The organism is Alteromonas sp. 5NS40-0096, from assembly GCF_057544385.1.
The window spans coordinates 223,841-242,003 of the sequence record NZ_BAAJLQ010000006.1 but is presented as its reverse complement, the minus strand read 5'-3'; the positions used below and the strand labels follow the sequence as shown (position 1 = coordinate 242,003).

The following is an 18,163-nucleotide window of genomic DNA, read 5'->3' as shown; positions in this document are numbered from 1 at the left end:
ATAAATCCGCCAATGCGCCTATATATAGCACACTCCTCAAATTAAAGTGTGACTTTTGCTGCTATTTTAGTCAAATTATCTTTAGCAAATGTGTCAAGCCAGGTTACATCCTTCCAACCTCTCAACCAGGTGAGTTGTCGTTTGGCCAGCTGACGCGTTGCTATGATACCTCTTTCTCGCATTTCCAAGTGTGACAATTCACCATCGAGGTACTGCCAAACTTGCCTGTATCCGACCGAACGCATTGACGGCAAATCCAGGTGTAAATCTGCTCTTTGATGAAGTGCTTTCACTTCATCAACAAAACCTTGCTCTAGCATGATGTCGAACCGTTGTTCAATTCGTTCATGCAGCACGCCCCTGTCTTCAGGTGCGATCGCAAACTGCGTGATGGCAAAAGGACATTTGTCCCCTTCTAAACTTTGCCAATAGGTCAAGTTTTTACCCGTTGACCTATACACCTCTATAGCCCTTGTAAGCCTTTGAGGATCATTTGGATGAATACGCTGTGCGCTAATTGGGTCGTAACCCGCTAATTCATCGTGTAAAACTTGCCACCCCTGCGCTTGAGCTTGTGATGAAATCTCTGCGCGAATCGCCTCGTTAGACTTAGGTAGTGGCGAAATTCCATTTATCAAGGCATTAAAGTACATCATTGTACCACCAGCCAGTATTGGTACTTTGCCACGCGAATGTATTTCTTGGATCAAAGATACGGTGTCTCGACAAAATTCTGCGACTGAATAAGCATCAGCTGGGTCAATTATGTCTATTAACCAATGAGGCGCTACAGCCATTTCGTCTTCAGTTGGCTTAGCGGTACCAATGTCCATCTCACGGTATATCAGGGCTGAATCAACGCTGATAATTTCACAAGGCATCTGCTCAGCTAATGCAAGTGCAAGCCCCGTTTTCCCTGAGGCAGTCGGCCCCATAATCGATATCACAGGCAGTGCTTGGTCAGCTTGCTCAATGTGACTCATTGCATCCACCAGTTTAATACACTATCTAAGGTTCGTACTTTACCAAACTCACTAATATATTCCCATTGTTCTGAAGCACTTAACACATCTAACCAGTGCCAAATTTGGGCGTTTTGCTGTTTGTCCTGTGTAAATTCAGATTGAGAAAACACACTCGCCAACGCGTCCATTGATGTCGGTATTTTCGAGACCAAAATGGGGAACAGCACTGCCCAGGGCAAATGTCTTGTACCTGCTGGCACTTGTTGTAGCCGCAATTTGCCACCTTGTTTGTTGATAACGAAGTAGTGAGATTGCAATAAATCGATAAAATCATCGGCATTGGGCTCCCCCTCAACAACCACAGGCAATAAGAGAGGCTGGCTACAATCAGCCTTCGCTAACTTATCCTGAAACCAAGTGGGGGCTAGCTTCTGTACATCAAGCATAATCAAAGTATCGGACTTTTGATAAAGCCTGATATGTTCTATTGGCGAGAAATAGCGAAACTGTGCTTCAACAGGTTTTCCCTCGCCGACACTTGGCGTCATCAATGTCTGGTAGTTGGCGAAGTTCTGGGTATTACTCTGAGCCGGAGGACGATACGCTGATCCTTGCCCAACACTGCTGCCACTTTGCCTAGCATTGTTGCCGCTGTATGCTGCTGATGACTCAGATGCAGGCGACAAAGGCTGTATGTATTCGTGGGTCGGCTGCGCCCATTCCTCTGCTCCACTTGTTTGTTCTGTGGGAATGGAAGCGTCATTTGCCAACGCATCACATACCGATTTAACAATATAGTCGTGAATCAAACGGCTTTGCTGAAACCTCACCTCGTGCTTTGCTGGGTGCACATTGACATCCACCTCTGTGGCTGGCAAATCGAGATAAAAAACAAACGAAGGCTGCTCTTGAGAATGCAAAACCAGTTCATAGGCTTGCCGGATTGCATGTAACATGAGCTTATCCCGCATCCCTCTGCCATTGACAAAACTGTACTGATTATCTGTACTGCTTCTGAACTGGGAAACGTTGCCCAACCACGCTTTGATGGTGATATCACCGTAGTCTGAATCTAAGGTGACCGCATTATCGACAAATTTTTGGCCTACGACTTGAGCGATGCGTTGCTGAGGCTTATCAGCGGGCACCTTTTGAAACCTGCGAATGACTTTGCCATTGTGGCGCAACACAAAAGTCACATCTGGACGACTCAAACCAATGCGCTTTACGACATCCTCTATATGCTGAAATTCTGTTTTTTCGGTTCTCAAGAACTTTCTGCGAGCAGGGGTATTGTAGAACAAGTCGACTACATCAATCGTAGTACCGTACGGATGCGCCGCGGGTTGTAGCTTTACCTCCATCTCTCGCCCTTCGCATAAGGCTTGCCACGCTTGTTCTTGATCTGCTGGGCGAGAAGTTAAGGTCAATCGACTCACTGAGCTGATACTGGCCAAAGCCTCTCCTCGAAAGCCTAACGAGGCGATTTGCTCTAGATCATCAAGCGTTGAAATCTTACTGGTAGCGTGGCGACTCAATGCCAAACTCAATTCGTCTTTGACAATCCCCTTGCCAGTATCTCGAATTTTAATTCGCTTGTGGCCACCTTTTTCTATATCGATCTCAAGTTTGTCCGCTCCAGCGTCCAGACTATTCTCGATGAGTTCTTTCACAACAGAGGCCGGTCGCTCGACCACTTCCCCTGCCGCTATTTGGTTAGCCAGTCTTGGCGGTAACAAAGCGATTGGCAATGTAATCCCCTGAATGTTGCTATGAGACAGTGATAACGATGAAATTAGGTGCTAGGAATTGTCAGAATTTGACCTATGCGCACCACATCACTATTTAAGTTGTTGGCTTTTTTCAAGGTACTCACCTTAACATTGTATCGTTGTGCTAACAATGAAAGGGACTCGCCGCTACGGACTTTATGAGTACGCCTTGTTGATTTTTGCGATGCCCACAAGGTGCCATCTGGTGGTGTTTGTAGGAAATATTTTTTGGTCGCACTGAATAACGAATTAGCCAATCTTTGTCGGTACTCACTCCAATTGAGATTCTTCTCTTCCTGAGGATTGGAGATAAAGCCAACTTCAACCAGTATTGATGGGATATCAGGTGAGGTTAGCACGGCCAGACTTGCCGCTTGTGGGCGCTTTTTGTGCATCTTGGTGATTTTCTTCATTTCACCAATCACGGTATTACTCAAATCGTGGCTGGCAGCCATCGAATGATCCATAGAGAGACCGAGTATTGTCTCAGCCAGATAACGTTCACTGGCTTTGTCATTAATCACCTCGGCTGCCCCACCTAGCAACTCCGAGTGTCGTTCGGTCTTTTCCATCCAACGACCCAATTCGGTATCGGCACGGCCCATCGACAATACCCATACCGAGCCACCACGAGGACCGGGTTGAGTAAAGGCGTCGGCGTGGATAGAGATCAATAAATCCGCATTGTTTTTACGCGCGATTTCCGGCCGTTTGTTGGGATGGATATAATAATCGCCAGTACGTGTCATTACTGCAGACATGCCCGGTTCTTTATTGATGAGATCTCGCAGGCGTTTGGCAATACCGAGCGTTATGTGTTTTTCATAGGTCCCGCTGGGGCCGATACTCCCTGGGTCCTCGCCACCGTGCCCCGCATCAATAACAACGATAATATCGCGGTCGCGGTTATTGGACTGGGTGTTTAATACCACTTCACTAACTGGAGGCTTAGAGTCGGCCAAATCGATAACCAACCTGTGCCCATAGGGTGCGGTTGGTGTCATGGCAAACAGCGAGGCTTTGGCCTTGCGTTTCAAATCGATAACCACGCGAGTGCTTTGTTTGTTCTTAGGTGTTGAATAGCGTACGCGCTTGACGAGATCGCTCTTGTTTTCGAACTGTGAAAGGTCAGTGGAATTGTTGGTGTCGGCAATATCGATGACTAGGCGGTTTGGATTTTGCAGCGAAAAATAGCTGTACGTCGGCGCTGAATCCATGTCCAGTACCACTCTGGTGTTACCAGGAGAAGGCCATATCCTGAGCCCTTCAATCTGGTTTTTTGCCATTGCAATGCTGCTAATACATCCCCATAGCAGCGTGACAATGATTCCAACGCGCAACAAATTTTGCATAAATTTAATAATTATTATTGTTACCACCACAACCTGTAATCAAACTAGGTTGCCGTGTTTAAGTATGTCTTCGCCTTTAGAGGTCAATCCATCTAGGCAAAACTGACGTTGTTCCCCAACTGATTTAATAGTAATCACTAAATCCGCACATGCCAATAGTTCACCGCCTTTTTGCGGCCATTCAACTAAACAAACGGTATCTTCGGCGAAATAGTCTCTCACTCCCATAAATTCAAGCTCTTCAGGATCAGCCAGACGATAGAGATCGAAATGATAAACCGTGATATCGGCCAGTTCATAGGGCTCAACCAGCGTATAGGTTGGGCTCTTTACCGTTCCTTTATGGCCCAAAGCCTGAATGAAAAAGCGGCTAAATGTAGTTTTACCGGCACCAAGGTCGCCTTCGAGGTGGAATATGACACCAGAGGACTGGCTGTCTTTGACCGCTTTGGACAAGGCGATAGCCAATGCTTGTGTCTCGTCAAGGCTTGTTACCTCAACCATTGTTTGAATCAGACTCATAAAATGCAAAACTGAATGATATTGGGTGCCATGCTAGTGACTATTGCTCCATCTCGCAAGACACCCAACACAAAGTTTCTCTTATTGGTTAATCAGTGCCCTAACAGCTTCGAACAAGTCACTTGCCAACATACCGCGCTGCCCATAAAGCCTCGCCACTTCGTCGCCCGCTTTTCCATGTATACAGACTCCGTATTTACAAGCGATATCTTTTGGTAAACCTTGGGCCAACAAGGCACCGAGAATGCCACTAAGTACATCCCCCATACCCGCAGTTGCCATGCCAGGGTTACCGTGACGACAGACCCAGGTCGATTTTTCGTTATCGATAATACTACCCGCCCCTTTTAGTACGCAGGTAGCGTGATAGCGCTGAGCACACTGCCTCACACTGTTGAATCGGTCGGCTTCAATGTCGTCTACCGATACCCCTAAAAGTCTCGATGCTTCACCAGCATGAGGCGTCAATATGCAATCGGTAATGCTGTAAGCCGTTGTATGCTTGCTCAATAAATTCAAAGCATCCGCATCGATAATCATAGGTTTAGGGTGCGTTTGACAATGCTTCATGGTTTTTTCAAACGTCTCTAGCGCCCACGCGTCTTGACCTAACCCCGGACCAAGTACCACGCAAGTGGCCCAATCTAGTGCATCTTCTAAATCTGTGTCGGTTACCATCAACTCTGGGCGCCCGGCACTGACTTGTACCTTTGACGCTTCGTGCACATAGACCTTTACCAAACCTGCGCCGGTGCGAAGGGCTGCTTCACCTGCAAGCCTGATAGCGCCCGCCGTTCCCTTGTTGCCACCCACACACAATAGACGACCATATGTTCCTTTGTGGCTATGCACCTCCCGCGGTGCCATTTGGTAAAAGTGCTCAACATCGAGCAAATTCGCAGAGCTTCTTGCAAGAGCTTCAAAGTGATGACCAATACCAAGGTCAGCGTACACTAATTCACCGCAAGACTGCTTTCCGGCTCCCGTCGTTAACCCGGGCTTGATGCCAACGAATGTCACTGTGACATTGGCTTGCACACATCGCCCCAACGATTGCCCAGTGTTGGCATCTAACCCCGATGGCACATCAATACTCACAACCGGTGTGTCTATGTGGTTCACGGCATCGATGACATCGGCAAACTCATTGCGAATGTAACTGTTGATTCCTGTACCAAGTAAAGCATCAATAATGATTTCGGCTCGACCGAGTAATTCGCTTGAAAAGACTTCAATCTTCCCCCCCGCCTCTAGCCACATTTTCTGAGCTTTCCCCGCTTCATCGGCTAAAATGCGATGTGGTTCGATTGCGCACAAATGAACTTGCTTTCCGGCTTTTTTGGCATGTAACGCCGCGATATAACCATCTCCAGCATTGTGGCCTTGACCGACAAGGACTAGAAACACCTCAGTGTTGGGTAGTAACAGCTGACATTGGTCAAAAACCGCTTTCCCAGCGCGCTCCATAAGGGTAAACATATCCAGACCAGCGGCATGTGCTGCGCCATGTTCATGCTCTCTAATCTGATCGGCGCGAAAAAGTTTGTGTGATAAACTGTCGTTTTGTTGAGTATCTAACATGTTGGCATGTCCAAAATAAGTTCAATCGATCTGGTTCAATTAGTAGACAATATCAAGGCTTGGGGAAAGTCGCTAGGCTTTCAAGAGGTTGGTATCAGCGATATTGATCTGCATCAGTACGAGCCTCAGCTCTTAGCTTGGCTAGAAAAGGGCTATCACGGCGACATGCAATTCATGCAGGCTCACGGCACCAAACGAAGCCGTCCGGCGGAATTAGTGCCGGGCACCCTGCGTGTGATTAGCGTGAGAATGAATTACCTCCCACCTGATGCCTCGTTTGCCAAACACCTCAAGGATAATCGTATTGGCTATGTCAGCCGTTACGCTTTGGGCCGCGATTACCACAAAGTATTGCGCAAGAAACTCAAACAACTGGGCGAGAAAATTACAGAGGCTTTGGCTGAAACCGAGTATCGACCGTTTGTTGATTCTGCCCCCGTACTAGAACATGCTATCGCTGAAAAAGCAGGTATTGGCTGGACAGGTAAGCACTCGCTTACACTAAACAAAGACGCGGGTTCGTGGTTTTTTCTGGGCGAGCTGTTTATCAATTTACCCTTGCCCGTCGACGAGCCCATTGAAGAAGGTTGTGGTAGCTGTAACGCCTGCATAACTATTTGCCCAACCAACGCTATCGTCGCGCCATATACCGTTGATGCGAGGCGCTGCATTTCTTATCTCACCATAGAATATGACGGTGTTATCCCAGAAGAGTATCGCGAGGCCATGGGCAACCGCATTTATGGCTGTGACGATTGCCAGTTAGTATGCCCATGGAATCGCCATGCTAGCGTCACCACCGAATCCGATTTTTTCCCGCGTTCGAACTTACACGGGAACACATTGGTTAATTTATTTGCTTGGGATGAAGCCAGTTTCCTCAAATTTACTGAAGGGTCACCTATTCGCCGAATCGGCTTTGAAAAGTGGCAAAGGAATATCGCTATAGCGCTTGGCAATGCCGACCCAAGCGACGAAATTCAGCGCACACTAGCTGCGAAACTGGAGCAGGCCAGTGAACTGGTTAAGCCACATATTGAGTGGGCTCTGGAAAAACAACATAAAAAAAGCGTTGAGCCAAATCGATTGACACAACGCTTGATTAGAGTTGTTGAAAAGGGCCTGCCTCGTGACGCTTAGCCCCTTTATTTATTTGTGGTAAGGCTTACTGAGTTTGTGTACTGCCTCGACAAACACGCCAGCGTGTTCAGGCGGTACGTCCAAATGAATACCGTGACCTAAATTGAATACATGGCCAGTTCCCTCGCCAAATCCTTCTAAAATTGTCGCGACTTCTTGCTCGATACGAGCTGGCGAGGCATATAGCATTGAAGGGTCCATGTTGCCTTGCAGTGCAACTTTGTCGCCCACCCGTGCTTTGGCGTCAGCAATATCTATCGTCCAATCCAAACCTACACCGTCACAACCTGTTGCCGCAATGGATTCAAGCCACATACCACCATTTTTAGTGAATAGCGTGACAGGTACTTTTCGTCCTTCGCTCTCGCGATTGAGGCCATCAACAATTTTAGCCATGTACTGCAAAGAGAATTCTTTGTAGTCTCTGGGTGACAACACTCCGCCCCAAGTGTCAAAGATCATGACCGACTGCGCGCCCGCTGCGATCTGTGCATTCAAATAACTGATAACTGAATCAGCCAACTTATCGAGCAAAGCATGGAGAATCGCAGGCTCTGCAAAAGCCATTTTCTTGATTTTAGTAAACGCCTTACTAGAACCACCTTCCACCATGTAAGTTGCCAGCGTCCAAGGGCTACCAGAAAAGCCTATCAAAGGCACTTCGCCTTTCAGTTCGCGACGAATCGTACGAACCGCATTCATTACGTATTGCAGTTCGCCTTCGGGATCCGGAATACCAATCTTGTCAACGTCTGCTGCACAGGTGATAGGTCTTTCAAATTTAGGACCTTCGCCCTGTTCAAAGTAAAGACCTAGTCCCATTGCATCGGGAATCGTTAGGATATCCGAGAATAAGATAGCGGCATCTAGCGGATAGCGGCGCAAAGGTTGCAATGTCACTTCACATGCTAGCTCAGCATTTTTACACAGTGACATGAAGTCACCGGCTTGCGCTCTCGTTGCCTTGTATTCTGGAAGGTAACGGCCTGCCTGTCGCATCATCCAAACGGGAGTCATATCCACTGGTTGCTTGAGTAAGGCTCTTAGATAGCGATCATTTTTTAGCGCTGGACGCTGAAGAGTGGGCGAAACATCAGACATAAACTTACCACTTAGATGTAAACTGGCTAATAAAGGTTGCGGAGTATAGCAAGGTTCGTTAATAAAGTTGATAGCAATACGCTCTCGCTCTTGATGTTAATCAAAACTCACACAATCGTTTTTCTCTATTGGAAAACCAAACCTTTATCAGCATTTCGAAAACGCTTTCAAAAGATGGACAAAAAACTTGTATAATAAGTGAGCGTTTGCTACAAATATAACCAACATAGAAAAAGAAGCCCGTATACGGGACCGAGATTTACTTCTGAAACCCTGCCTTGGCAGGGTTTTTTATTTTCTATTGACGACGGCGTCGATGAGCTGCCCTGCAATAGAGAATTTGGGCGGGATGTTCGGTAAATCATGAATATCAAACCACTGGGCATCATCAATTTCATGGTCGTCAATTTTAATGTCACCGCCAGCGTATTCCGCGATGTATCCCACCATTACCGAATGTGGAAAAGGCCATGGTTGGCTACCGAAGTACTCCAAGTTCTTAACCCTAACTCCCACTTCTTCTTCGACTTCTCTGTGAACGGCGTGTTCTAGGCTTTCCCCACTCTCAACGAAACCTGCCAGAGTAGAATACATATTGACTTCTTTGTGACGAACGCCCCTTGCCAGCAGTATTTTATCGCCGCTGTAGATAGCCACAATAATACAAGGCGATACGCGGGGATAGCATCGGTGTTGACATGAGTGGCAATGCACAGCCATTTCCCAATCCACCGATTCCATTTTACTGCCACAACGACCACAAAAACGATGAGTCCGCAAGAAATGCGTGTACTGCCAAGTTTTGGCAACCAGACCAAATGCGTCGGTGGGAATAGAAGTCAGCAGGCGACGAAGTGAGATCGTTTCCCATCCGGCTAGTTCAACTAGCTCACTACCTATATCGATGGTGTGACCATCGAACTGAGCCCCTCCAACTTCTCGGTGTTCTATGCGCTTCACTTGGTCAGCATAGTGATGTAAAAACGGTATGTCTTGCCAGCGCATATGTGGCAGTGAAGACTCACCCTCTTTCACCAGTAAACGATCGCCACTGAAAATTAGCCAAAGCGATTCAATCGACGCAAGCGCGTCATGTTTTACAGGTTGAAACATAGTTTTCCTCACCAAGAATTATCGAGACCGCTACCAATGCTACGCTATCAATAGTGAACGCGATGAACACCAGCTACGCCAATACTGGAGCGCTAGGATTTCACAATCGAGGCAAAAACTCTAGCGCGAACCGAAGTTTGTTGGCTACTATGTTGGTAACGATGCATTACACAAGCCATTGAACCCATTAAAGACTTTGCGATGAGGTGGCTGAATAACATTTTTCTTATGTAAGAATACTGACTCGGCATGGCAACAAACTATGTGTTATGCTAATTGAAAGACGGAAGAATTTTAGTGTCAATGAACAGTACTACGCTAGTAAACAAAGCAAGGGCGTACTGCGACCAACGCGGCGCACGGTTTACCCCCTTAAGAGAAAAAGTTTATCAAATACTGATTACCAAGCACGGCCCTATGGGTGCTTATGAGTTGTTGGATGAACTAAAAGAAACAGAATCGAGTGCGAAACCGGCTACGGTTTATCGGGCACTGGATTTCTTGCTCGATTTCGGCTTTATTCACCGTCTAGAATCAACCAATGCGTTTGTCGCATGCCATCATTTTGGCTGTAGTCATCCGGTTCAATTTTTGATCTGTGATAGCTGTGGCGACGTCGTTGAAATCCAATCTGAAGGTTTAAAGGAAACGTTAAACACTCAGGCACACGAGCATGGCTTTCAAGTGTTAAAACAAACAATAGAAGCGCACGGCTTGTGTGCAGATTGCCAGCAATCTGAATCGGTTAATGCCAAGGAGAATAAGAGTGAATGCTGAGTTCGTTAATCCCTTCATTGCAGGCCTGCTAAATGTCATGGAAACCATGGCGCAAACTAAGCTAACGCCAGGAAAACCTAAACGCAAAGAAGACGAAACTGCCCGCGGTGATGTCTCAGGATTGATAGGCATGGTTGGCCCAGAAGTAAGAGGCTCTTTGTCGATTACGTTTGACGAAAACTTAGCACTTACCATTATGGAGAGAATGGTTGGCGAACGCCCTGAATCTCTCGACGCTGAAGTTGGCGATATGGTAGGTGAAGTCACTAACATGATTTGCGGTAACGCGAAACGCGACTTATCCGAAAAAGGCTTTGAATTTGGTATGGCAACCCCTGTGGTAGTGTCAGGTCATGATCACACCATTAGCCACCAAGTAGACGGCCCAAAGATCATACTGCCATTTCTTTGTGACGAAGGTCAGGCGCACTTGGAAATCTGTTTTGACAAATAGCGTATGGTTTTCAAAAACCATACGCCTACCTTCGATGAGCCGTGGTTTTCACCTTATTACAGATAAAGTTCTTCATGCGCTTCCTGAGATTGGCCAACTCAAACACGGCTTACTGCACCTACACTTGCAGCATACTTCAGCTAGCCTGACGTTAAACGAAAACGCCGATCCCTCGGTTCGAGCGGATTTAGAACGCTTTTTCAATCACACTGTCAGCGATGACACACCATACTTTACCCACACTTATGAAGGCCCGGACGATATGCCAGCCCATGTCAAAAGTAGCCTTTTGGGTTGTCAGCTAACCATTCCAGTCGCTTCAGGCGAACTGCAATTAGGCACTTGGCAAGGTATCATACTCGGAGAACATCGAGACCATGGTGGTAACAGAAAAATTATCGCAACACTCAATGGGATAATTGAGTAACTGATAACACTAGAGAACTGTCTACGGTAACCCCAAAGTCTAGCCATATGGCTAATACACATTGGTTGAATTTAATTTAGCCTAAGTTAGAAAGCAATTTCATATACTTACATAGCATTTAAACTCCTATACTGCATTTAACTAGCATTGTTTATTTGTCGACCACTAGGTTAGGCGATTACAATATAGGCGACGCAGGTATGGTCATTTGAAAACACATTAAACACACTTAGAACTACAGGAAGTAATGATGAAAAAAATCATAACACTCTCTTTGCTGGCCAGTATGGCTGGCGCGGCTATTGCGGATGACAAACCGCAAAACGATGGCGACTGGATTGGTGTATTTGGGCAGTACTATTCAGCTGACGACAACAAACCTGTTAACACTGGGCCTCTAGATGATGGTTTTGGTTTAGGTGCAGAAGCAGGTTTCAGATTTACCGACGACTGGGCAGCGAGACTTGAGCTTTCTTATCTGGATATCGATGGAAAATCAGGTGCCAACGATGACTCAGGCCTTATGTACGGCGCAGACGCCATGTACTTCCTAGAAGATGATGTGATGTATTTGTTTGGCGGTTTGCGCCAGCAACATCTCGATGAGACCTATCGCATGGCTTCGCTTGGTTTGGGTAAACATTGGGAAGTATCGGATAAACTTCGCGTGATTACCGAGGTCGCAACTTACTATGATTTTGGTCAAGAGTTTAACGACGTTAGCCTAAAACTTGGTTTGAGCTACTACTTCGATAAGCCAACCTCATCCGCTCCAACTCCGGCTCCAGCGGCGCCTAAAGATAGTGATAATGATGGTGTAATCGATGCTAACGACAAATGCCCTGCAACTGCAGCCGGCGTGAAGGTTAATAGTATGGGCTGCCCAATGGACTCTGACGGCGACGGTGTACTTGATTCTAGCGATCAATGTCCTTCTACGCCACGAGGAACTGTGGTTGACGCAAAAGGCTGTAAAGTAGTCAATGACAGCGACAACGACGGCGTGAAAGACGATAAAGACCAATGTCCTGCTACACCAGCTGGCGACAAAGTCTACCCAGAAAACGGTTGTACAGTATTCGGTGAAGAAGACGTCTCTATTTCACTTGAAGTGTTGTTCGCGAATAACAGTAGTGAAGTCGCAGAGCCTAATCACCCTGATATTGTCGAGTTTGCCGAGTTCATGAAACGCTACGGTACTGCTAACGCTACAATTGAAGGCCATACTTCAGCGGTTGGTTCGGCAAGTTATAACCAACGCTTATCTCAACAGCGTGCAGATTCAGTTAAAACATTGCTTGTTGAGGAATTTGGTATCAGCGCAGATCGCCTAGAAGCGGTAGGTTACGGTGAGTCACAACTTTTGAACACTGCTAACACTGCAGAGGCGCACCGTCAGAACCGTCGTATCACAGCGACAGTTTCAGAAACAATTAAAGTTCGCCAAACAAAATAATCGCGAGATGAGATATCAAAAAAGCGCCCTTGAGGCGCTTTTTTTATGAATAAATACACAATTCATTAAGTGCACATTGTGCTATTGGCTAGCTAGTACTCGTCGGCTACGGCTGGACCTGCGTAGTTATCAAACCGAGAAAATTGCCCTTGGAAGGTTAGCCTACTGGTGCCGATTGGGCCGTTACGTTGCTTACCTATAATGATTTCGGCGACCCCTTTGTCTTCACTGTTCTCGTGATAAACCTCGTCACGGTAAATGAACATAATCAAGTCAGCATCCTGCTCGATTGAACCTGATTCACGAAGGTCAGAGTTAACTGGGCGCTTGTCGGCACGTTGCTCTAGCGTACGGTTAAGCTGAGAGAGCGCTACAACTGGCACTTCCAGTTCTTTTGCTAACGCTTTGAGTGAACGGGAAATTTCTGCGATTTCCAAGGTTCGGTTGTCGCTCAAAGCCGGGACTCGCATTAACTGCAAATAGTCGACCATGATAAGGCTTATACCACCGCGCTCTCGAGCCAATTTCCTCGCCCGGCTTCGCACGTCCATGGGCGTCAAGCCCGATGAATCATCAACAAACAAGTTATCCTTGTCTTTGAGCATTGCCATCGTGTTGGAAATTCTTGCCCAATCTTCATCATCTAATTGAGCAGTACGAATCTTAGTTTGATCTACTCGGCTCAAGGATGCCAGCATACGCATCATGATTTGTTCTGAGGGCATCTCAAGACTGAAAACCAATACGGGCTTTTCTTCTAACAACATGGCATTTTCAACCAGGTTCATGGCGAAGGTAGTTTTGCCCATTGAAGGACGCGCCGCGACAATGATCAAATCGGAAGGCTGTAAACCACTGGTTTTCTTATCCAGATCAGTATAACCGGTTGATACCCCTGTCACTTCTTTGTTGGTTTTAACCAGTGCTTCGAGACGGTCGATGGTTTTACCCAATACCGCATCTACGCCCTTGGGACCTTCGTTTTCACCGGTGCGCTTTTCTGCAATCTCAAACACTCGGCTTTCGGCTAAGTCGAGTATATCTGCACTCTCGCGGCCTTCGGGGTTGTAACCCACCTCGGCGATTTCATGGGCCACACCAATGAGCTCGCGGGTTACAGCGCGCTCACTGATGATTTTGGCATATGCGGTCACGTTAGCAGAGCTAGGCGTATTTTTGGCGAGTTCACCAAGATAAGCCAGCCCACCCGCGTCTTCTAAGTGATTGTGTTTTTCCAGCTCTTCAGAAACAGTGATGATATCAACGGGAATGCTGTCACTGAGTAACTTCAAAATGGCAGTAAAAATAATCTGATGCGAGCGATTATAGAAATCTGATTCCGTGACTATTTCAGCGACTTTATCCCAGCTTTCAGGATCTATAAGCATGCTGCCAATCACCGACTGCTCCGCCTCGATACTATGTGGGGGAACCTTCAGTTTTTCGACGTTTTTATCGTTTGGGGTTGATACCGCTTTCACGCTCATCTCTTACAATCGCACTCGGGCTCATATTATGCGCTAAAACGTCGCGTTTTTAAATTGGCTTTTACCATTGTGTTATATGACTTTGGTTCAATTTTCTGGCAGACTAATCGGTTTTCCGGCATTCAACTGTAATGCCATATGAGTTTTCGCAATGTTGGACATTGTGTCATGGAAAAGGACGACTTGTAGTAGATGTTGTTGCCGTGTTCATTCGATTTATCCTTATTCTGAGTATCGCTTTTTACTCTTCTTTTACCTATTCCAGCCCCCGTGTGTCGGAATATTTTGACAGTAGAGACAGACTCTTTTCTCTGCCATTGTCAGAACGCTATACTCAGCTTGTAGAGACTGCGCCCTTTGACCTCAATACGCCTGAAGGCCGCTATTTTTACAATGTCATTTTACTCGATTCCAATGCCAGTGACTTGTATCGACCATTAACACGCAACGATGTGCGTGAACTGCAGCGCCATGCACCCGAGCTGGCACTGGAGTACGAACTGGTTGAAATGCGTTTATCCGATGCCGACTCGGCGTCGAGACTGGCAATTATCAATAGCGTAATCCAGCGGGCTAAAGAAAGTGGATATCAGCGCCTAGCGCGGTTCGCAACCTCAGATAAGGTAAGCGTGCTACTTGATAGGCAAGAGTACAAACAGGCTATTGAAACCATCCTTTCTGTCATAGATACAGCGCCAGATATCGACCGTTATATGACAATATCCGACTACCCATTACCGGTTATCTACAAAGACCTCGCAGATGCATTTTTCATGGATTCGCAACCGCAAACGTCTATTTATTACTGTCAACGCTATGCTGATTATCTCGCCAACGATGAATATGTTCAGTTTGACGCAAAGCTTTGCAAGGCTCGGGCATTGCTGAGCCTCAATGATTTTACGAAAGTTATTCAGGAAGCTTACCCGGTACTAGAGCAAGCCGCACCATTGGGGTACGACCACCTTGCCATTGCGGGTTCACTGTATATCGCAAAGGCGAATGTGGGGCTGGGTCATTTTGACATTGCAGTGGAATATGCCAAATCGGCATTAACCGTTATGGCGCAAAAAAACCTGTTCGGATACGGGGATGAACTGTACTTGAGTTTGGTCCTAGCTCAAGCCTATAACGGCCTGATGCAGCCTGATGATGCAATACGCACTATTTCTGCTCTGCGTGAAAAGAGCAGTTACATTCAAGAGACGCCGCGCTTCGCACGTATGCTGCTTGAGGTTGAAGCGGAGGCTAGCTTGCTCAAACAAAACTTGCCTCGAGCAATCGACGCACTGCAGCAAATCATTGCCATCGACAGTAAGAAAAGCGCGCCAACTGAACAGGCGCTGCAAACACCTGAGTTACTTGAAAAGCTTAACCAAAACCACCTTGATTATTTGCAAAGCCAATTTGCAGACATTGAACAGCGCAACAAAATCGTGCTTGCTGTATCAATTGTGGCTATCGTTTGTGTGATTTTCTTAGCAGGCGCACTCTATCGCAGTAAAAGAACACGCACTCTGCCGCAGTCTTACGGCGAATTTGATGTCTACACCAATTCACTCCAAAAATTTGCCTTTACCGACAAATTAGACGACACCCTGTGCCAAACACGCAACGCCAATGAAGTGTTCTGCCTCGCTCGTGTCGATGTTCCAGCGCTTGAAGACATAAAAAAACAAGGACGACCCACTTGGGAGGCTTCACTGCATGAGATTGCCACGATAATCAACAACTCTGTGGAGGTTAATGACAGTCTTTGTCGGCTAGACGGTAATGAATTCGCCATTTTACTGCCTACTGACTACCTTCACGATGCAACGCGTAAACTTCGCTTGGTCAGTGAAAAGCTGGCATCTCAGCACTATGCCACGCATATCGCAGTACTTGAATTTGTACCGGCACTAGATAGCGACACGGCTATCGCCACTATTGATACGTTTTTACAAATGCATCATGAACAAGAGGTTATTAGTGGGAGAGTATCGTCAACTGGTAGTGTTAAACCTGTCGTTATTGCCCATACGTAATCGCAAATGCGTAAACTGTACTTTTTGATAGTTAATTAAATCAAAGGCTTCTGGCATACTCAGTGATTTATCGGACATCGGTTTTTGCTCGCAATCTTGTCATCGACTCAAGCGACGCACTTACCTACACCCAAAGATCGCTCATAACTATGCGTTTTATCATTCCTATTTTTTGCTTAGTGATATTGCTAAACAGTGCCATTGCAGTAGCTGATTCTGTAGGGCAAGCCTATATCGATGAAAGAGCGAGAATATTGGATTTGCCCTACGATTCCCGCTTAACCACGTTAGCAGAAAGTGAGGTTTTTGATAGGAATACAGTGTTGGGCGAGTACTTTTATCAAAATACCTATTATTGGGGGACGGAAGAAACAAAGTTCTTTGGGCTACAAGGTGCCGACAGAGAAAAACTCAAACAGCAACATCCCTATTTCTACGTTGAAATGCTGTATGAAGAAGTTCATTTTAATGAGAGCGATGCTTTACTTAACTACATGAAAGTATCGGAAATCGCCAAAGCCAATGGTTTATACGATATCGCAATGACATCCTCATCTATGGCATCAGAGGCGTTATTCAACGATGGTAAATTAGTCGATGCTGTTAGAGTTTTGGAATCGGTAATTCACTTACCTAATACACAAAGTGAATACCTCAGAACTCAAACCCCAACAATTGAAGACATTTTCCGTAGATTGGCCAATGTTTATATGTTGCTCGATGAGTTTGATACAGCGCTAAAATTTTGCGAAAAATCTTCCAGTACTAACGACTTAAAGAATTTGGTCTTTGTCTTCGCCCAATTATGTAAAGCAAACGCCTATTACTATTCAGGAAATCCACAACGAACCCTTGATATTGTTTACCCAATTTTAGAATCAGAAGGTAAACACCCGTACTATTTAATCAATCAAGCTTCTTATTGGATAGTCGCTAGAGCTAACAATCAATTGGGCTTATATGATGAAGCACTAGAGTTTGGTTTAAAAGCGCTCGAATTAGATAATGAACCCAGTACGATCTCAATTTCCCTAGGCTTGATCTTGACTGAAATCGTAACGTCCTATGTTGGCCTGGGTGATGAGAAAAACGCGACGCTCTATGCAGAGCGACTTGAAGAACCCATTAAATTACATAGTGATGTGCCCTTCACTTACCGAAAATTCTTAGTCGCCAAGTCACTCAATCAAGAACTGCAAGGGGATTACCAAGGCGCCCATGCAACACTCACCGAAATTCTTGAAATTGATGCAACACTCAAACGATTAAATGCAAACAGAAGTTCAGTTGTGAGTACCGTCAATGGTCTCAGTCAGAACCGAGTGCAGTACTTGGAAACCATTGCCGCAGAGGCGGAAGCGCACCAACAACAGCGCAATCTCGCAATTGCGTTAAGCCTCTTATTCTGTAGCCTTTGCTTGTTCATTTACTGGCGTAAACAAAATAAGCTCAAGTCCCTCGCCCACGCTATTGAGCGTGATGCCAGTACTGGTCTGTACTCCTATGGCTTTAGTTTGTTGGCCCTTGCAGACGCCATTGATACCCCTTCGTCTACGCCAACAACACTGGCGTTATTGAAAGTGGGCAATTTGAGCCTTACTATGAGACAAAAAGGCGAAGACTACGCAAACAACAGTCTTATCGGCATCGCCAAACACCTGAAATCAACACTGCCAGACAGTTTTACGATAGGCCGTTACAGTCAAGATACCTTTATTGTCGTGTTCCCCAAGACCTATGCAAAGGAGGCTGAGCTTATTCTCAGGGACGCGATTAAACCCTATGCGGCCGATATACAACTCTACAGTTCTAGCATCACCTTGAGCGCAGGAGTACTGGAAATAACCAAGCCACTTTCCTTGGACTATGCATTGGAACGATGCGAAGCGTTGCTTCCCAATAGCCCTTCTCCGACTGAGTTTGTTACCCATATTAGTACCAATGACATGGATGTAAAAGCTGTGACTGAAACGGTGGTTGCCAAGTGAG

At 46.2% G+C, this 18,163-nt stretch carries 15 protein-coding genes; 7 read left to right on the top strand and 8 right to left on the bottom strand.

Features of this window, described 5'->3' with window-relative positions; all coding sequences use genetic code 11:
- Positions 1–41: 41 nt before the first annotated feature.
- From miaA to AC27G9_RS17860, 5 genes are all read right to left on the bottom strand, one after another.
- On the bottom strand, positions 42–983 hold the full coding sequence (gene miaA, locus AC27G9_RS17880) for a tRNA (adenosine(37)-N6)-dimethylallyltransferase MiaA (RefSeq protein WP_487075844.1): 942 nt from the start codon (positions 981–983) through the stop codon (positions 42–44).
- Positions 980–2,716, bottom strand: a complete 1,737-nt coding sequence (gene mutL, locus AC27G9_RS17875; protein WP_487075843.1) for a DNA mismatch repair endonuclease MutL — start codon at positions 2,714–2,716, stop codon at positions 980–982. The genes miaA and mutL overlap by 4 nt, the downstream gene beginning before the upstream one ends.
- Before the next feature lie 44 nt (positions 2,717–2,760).
- Entirely contained in the window at positions 2,761–4,089 is a 1,329-nt protein-coding gene (locus AC27G9_RS17870) for an N-acetylmuramoyl-L-alanine amidase (RefSeq protein ID WP_487075842.1), read from the bottom strand.
- 39 nt (positions 4,090–4,128) lie between these two features.
- Positions 4,129–4,611, bottom strand: coding sequence for a tRNA (adenosine(37)-N6)-threonylcarbamoyltransferase complex ATPase subunit type 1 TsaE (gene tsaE / locus AC27G9_RS17865; protein ID WP_487075841.1), 483 nt, complete (start codon positions 4,609–4,611; stop codon positions 4,129–4,131).
- Between the two features lie 81 nt (positions 4,612–4,692).
- The gene (locus AC27G9_RS17860) at positions 4,693–6,192 is read right to left on the bottom strand and encodes an NAD(P)H-hydrate dehydratase (RefSeq protein ID WP_487075840.1); all 1,500 of its coding nucleotides are present in this window, start codon (positions 6,190–6,192) and stop codon (positions 4,693–4,695) included.
- Between the two features lie 6 nt (positions 6,193–6,198).
- Here AC27G9_RS17860 and queG point away from each other — a divergent pair, with 6 nt between their 5' ends.
- Positions 6,199–7,332: a tRNA epoxyqueuosine(34) reductase QueG gene (gene queG / locus AC27G9_RS17855; RefSeq protein WP_487075839.1), complete on the top strand. Its 1,134-nt coding sequence runs from the start codon at positions 6,199–6,201 to the stop codon at positions 7,330–7,332.
- A gap of 9 nt (positions 7,333–7,341) precedes the next feature.
- On the opposite strand, the gene hemE is transcribed toward queG, so the two are convergent.
- Positions 7,342–8,433, bottom strand: a complete 1,092-nt coding sequence (gene hemE / locus AC27G9_RS17850; protein ID WP_487075838.1) for a uroporphyrinogen decarboxylase — start codon at positions 8,431–8,433, stop codon at positions 7,342–7,344.
- A 291-nt stretch (positions 8,434–8,724) separates the two neighbouring features.
- Positions 8,725–9,546 carry an NAD(+) diphosphatase gene (nudC, locus tag AC27G9_RS17845; protein ID WP_487075837.1) on the bottom strand — a complete coding sequence of 274 codons (822 nt, stop codon included), beginning with the start codon at positions 9,544–9,546 and terminating at the stop codon, positions 8,725–8,727.
- Between the two features lie 303 nt (positions 9,547–9,849).
- Between nudC and AC27G9_RS17840 the strand changes: the two genes are divergently transcribed.
- From AC27G9_RS17840 to AC27G9_RS17825, 4 genes are all read left to right on the top strand, one after another.
- The gene (locus AC27G9_RS17840) at positions 9,850–10,323 is read left to right on the top strand and encodes a transcriptional repressor (RefSeq protein ID WP_487075836.1); all 474 of its coding nucleotides are present in this window, start codon (positions 9,850–9,852) and stop codon (positions 10,321–10,323) included.
- Positions 10,313–10,777, top strand: a complete 465-nt coding sequence (locus AC27G9_RS17835) for a chemotaxis protein CheX (RefSeq protein ID WP_487075835.1) — start codon at positions 10,313–10,315, stop codon at positions 10,775–10,777. The genes AC27G9_RS17840 and AC27G9_RS17835 overlap by 11 nt, the downstream gene beginning before the upstream one ends.
- On the top strand, positions 10,767–11,204 hold the full coding sequence (locus tag AC27G9_RS17830; protein ID WP_487075834.1) for a secondary thiamine-phosphate synthase enzyme YjbQ: 438 nt from the start codon (positions 10,767–10,769) through the stop codon (positions 11,202–11,204). Before AC27G9_RS17835 ends, AC27G9_RS17830 begins: the two co-directional genes overlap by 11 nt.
- A gap of 250 nt (positions 11,205–11,454) precedes the next feature.
- Positions 11,455–12,660, top strand: coding sequence for an OmpA family protein (locus AC27G9_RS17825; RefSeq protein WP_487075833.1), 1,206 nt, complete (start codon positions 11,455–11,457; stop codon positions 12,658–12,660).
- A 92-nt stretch (positions 12,661–12,752) separates the two neighbouring features.
- Here the strand turns inward: AC27G9_RS17825 and dnaB are convergent, their stop codons facing one another.
- A complete protein-coding gene (dnaB, locus tag AC27G9_RS17820; protein WP_487075832.1) occupies positions 12,753–14,147 on the bottom strand; it encodes a replicative DNA helicase in 1,395 nt (464 codons plus the stop codon).
- A gap of 131 nt (positions 14,148–14,278) precedes the next feature.
- Here dnaB and AC27G9_RS17815 point away from each other — a divergent pair, with 131 nt between their 5' ends.
- Together AC27G9_RS17815 and AC27G9_RS17810 are read left to right on the top strand one after the other, a co-directional pair.
- On the top strand, positions 14,279–16,174 hold the full coding sequence (locus tag AC27G9_RS17815) for a diguanylate cyclase domain-containing protein (protein WP_487075831.1): 1,896 nt from the start codon (positions 14,279–14,281) through the stop codon (positions 16,172–16,174).
- Positions 16,175–16,323: 149 nt separating this feature from the next.
- Positions 16,324–18,162 carry a tetratricopeptide repeat-containing diguanylate cyclase gene (locus tag AC27G9_RS17810; protein ID WP_487075830.1) on the top strand — a complete coding sequence of 613 codons (1,839 nt, stop codon included), beginning with the start codon at positions 16,324–16,326 and terminating at the stop codon, positions 18,160–18,162.
- Position 18,163: the final 1 nt, after the last annotated feature.